At 53.6% G+C, this 3,090-nt stretch carries 1 protein-coding gene; it reads right to left on the bottom strand.

The features are described from left to right. Positions 1-36: 36 nt before the first annotated feature. On the bottom strand, positions 37-3,060 hold the full coding sequence (locus tag NZ772_16420; GenBank protein MCS6815140.1) for a hypothetical protein: 3,024 nt from the start codon (positions 3,058-3,060) through the stop codon (positions 37-39). Positions 3,061-3,090: the final 30 nt, after the last annotated feature.

Raw genomic sequence — 3,090 nt, 5'->3', positions numbered from 1 at the left:
AGAAGGGGATGGGGGATGAGGGCAGGCTATCTCAACTCAATGGGTGTGGACTAGTGCTAACCTAAACTCGCTCATCTCATAGGTCAGCAACGAGGCCGCGAGGGTAGTGGCTTCGTTTTGCCTCGCTTGGATGCCAAAGCCAATGGCAGCAAGGGCAGTAAGGGCAGCAAGGGCAAATAATCCCCCCAGGATAGAGAGGGCAACGACAGTGCGGCGGGTCTGGCGCAGTTTGTCCTTTAGGGTTTGGTTGAGCTGCTCCTCCATAGCTAATTTGTCGGCAAGGGTCTGCTCATATTTGGCCTCCAAGGCGGCATATTTGGCCTCTAGGCGGTTGCGGTATTGCTGGCGGATGTGGCTAACTAGGTAGTCGTGGACGATTTGGTAGCGGGGTTCTGGCTCAGCGGGAATTTGCAGCACAATGCCAGAGCCTTGTAACACAGCAAGGGTAAAGGTCAGGGAGGAAGGGTAAAGAGGTAAGGGATAAGGGCTTTCCTCTATGTGATGGAGGGCTTTGGCATCAGAGGTGAGGGGAGAGAGTTGGATGCCGAAGTCTTGTTGCAGTTCTTGGGCCAGTTCACTGGCGGTTTTTTGCAGGCGATGATCCTTGTCGTCGGTGAGCAGGTACAGCACTAGTTGGGCAAGGTCTTGTTGTTCGCTGCTGTGGCCACAGTCTTCGATTACCCGCCGCAACGATCGGGTGACGAGGGTTTCTTTAGGGTGGTCACCGAGTCGCTGGTACTCTGCTAGGGTGGTAATGTTACTGTCTTGCAGTTCTGCCCCGATGATTTGCAGCTCAATGGGACGAACAGCGCGCAGTTGCCCGGCTAAGTCGGTAACCAGTTGTTCGATAAGGGCGGGTTCTGGTTGGTAGGGGGTGGTGTGGGTGGCACTGCGAATCTCTTGACGGGCTTGGTCAGGGGTGAAGTCACCAAGGTAATAGCGAATGTCTTTGCTGAGGATGTCGTCGTTGATCATCTCTAGGGCAGTGAGGCGATCGAACTCCAGCAGGTAGTGGATATAGTCTTCACGGATAGCTAGCACTACCTTGACGAAGGGGGTGTTGAGACAGTCTCGCAAAAAGTGATAGAACGGAAGGCGCTGCTCTGGCTGGCTGTGGTCAGGATTGAAAAAAAATTCCTCAAACTGATCAAAGATAAGGATCAGGTAATAGTCACTACTGGCTAGGGATTGAATCAGGGGAAGGGGATCAGAGGACAGAGGCGATGAGGAGTTGTTACCAGCCTTGGTGCTAGCTAGAATTTGCGCTGTCAAGTCTGGTTGCCATCGACCATAGCGGCGCAGCAAGATTGGCAAAACATTTCGTTCTTCTAGGCGAGTATGGTGCAGGGCAGGGATGAGGGCAGCACTGAGGATAGAGCTTTTGCCCACACCAGAGGGGCCGTGAATGACTACTAGCTTAACTTGGGGGTCACGCAGACGACGAATCAGAGCATTGACATCCTGGGTTCTGCCAGAGGTGGCAATTTCACGGGCGATCGCTGGGCGGTCATCATCCTCTGCCTGAAGAGGATTCACAGGCTGGCGCTGGGGTTTGAGCATTCCTGCCCCCAAAAATGCCCGGAATCCATACTGTTGCTCTAGGGAACGCTGTTCTTGTTTGAGGTCAAAGGCGATCGCATACTGGCCTCGGCGATAGTAGAGGTTACGCAAGTCTTCTCGCAGACGGATGGCAAGGGCTGGGTCATACTTAGTGTCAGATTCTTGCCGTGCTTGCTCTAGGGTAGCGATCGCCCCATCTATATTGCCCAAGTGGTGCATGGCCTGGGCAAGGGTAAAGCGATACCAGTTGAGGTGATAGGTCTTTGCCCAAATCAAATCTACGTCAGAAATTCCCTCCTGTTCAGCCTTGTGGAGGGTATCTAGGGCAGCAATGGCTAGACGTTGGGCATCTTGCCACCGGTCACGGGCACCAGCGACGATCGCCAACAGGCCATAGTCATTGGCCAACCGCACCGGGTCATCAAATTGTCGATGCAACCGTAATCCCTCGTTGGCTAGTTGCTCTAACGCATCCCATTCCTCCAGCCGGTGCAACACTTCCCCCAAGGGCGTTAGGTATTGCGCCACCAAGTCTAGCCTGCCCAACTGCCGAAAATAGTCCAAACACTGCTGGAAGTGATCTCGCGCCTTGGCACAGTAGGGGAGATATTCCGCTCGATTTGCCGTTGCCCGCACCCGCCATGTCAACCCTAAGTGGAAGTGAATACAGGCTTGATAGGCAAGATCGGGCGCTGGGAGGGTTGCAGGGTCAGGGGTATGCTCTTCGGCCTCTGTCAATGTATAGAAGCCGCCGTAGAAGGCAAGGCTACGATCGAACAAATCACGGGCTGACCCCAAATTATTGTGAGCTAAAGCTTCTCGCCCTTGGACAAACTGTACCCCAGCTATCAGTTCTGGTGTAAGCTGATAGCCTCGTTTCTCTAGGTCGCGGACTGCTGCCTCTAGTTCAGCATAGGGCTGGTGGTGGCGATCGGCATCAAACCGCAAGTTCTCAATCAGTGTTGCCGGAGCCAGAAACTTGTTAAATTCCGTAGTTATCCGCTGTTGCAGTAAATCGACCAAGGCATCGGTAGGCAGATCAAAGCGAACGGCGACTGGCATCCAGCTATAAAAATCGGGAGCATGGCGGGTCACCATTGCCAACGTAGGATCATCCACCCAAAAGATCAGCGGCAGGGGAAAATGATTGCGAAATTCCTCCCGGATGCGGTTAGCACGATGAAGCACCTGTTCCAGATTTGCTACTTTTTCCATGCCGAACACCATCAGGGCAGGGGGTAGTTGTCGCTGCACTCGCGCTTCGATCGCAGGTAATAGCCGATCGGCCTTCTTGGGCAGAGAAATGCCCTGAATCTCTACAGGACACTGCTGGCGTAGACGATCGACCATTTGCTTGCGGAGATCAGCGTAGTTACAGACCACTAATACGGGTGAAAATTCACCCAAGGAGCGGGTAATCATCCGCACCAACAGATCAATCGCCTGTTGATTCTGGGTAGCAATGTCATCAGCAGCCAGCGGTGAAGCAGGATTAGTCATAGGTATCCTTGGGCTGAGTCTCTAGCCAAG

Source organism: Cyanobacteriota bacterium, from assembly GCA_025054735.1.
In the GTDB taxonomy this organism is placed as follows: domain Bacteria; phylum Cyanobacteriota; class Cyanobacteriia; order SKYG9; family SKYG9; genus SKYG9.
Note: the sequence above shows the minus strand (reverse complement) of the source record. Positions and strands in the feature narration are given on the sequence as shown.

Excerpts from the sequence above, each read along its gene's own strand:
- NZ772_16420 (MCS6815140.1), bottom strand. The coding sequence starts at position 3,060 with ATGACTAATCCTGCTTCACCGCTGGCTGCTGATGACATTGCTACCCAG.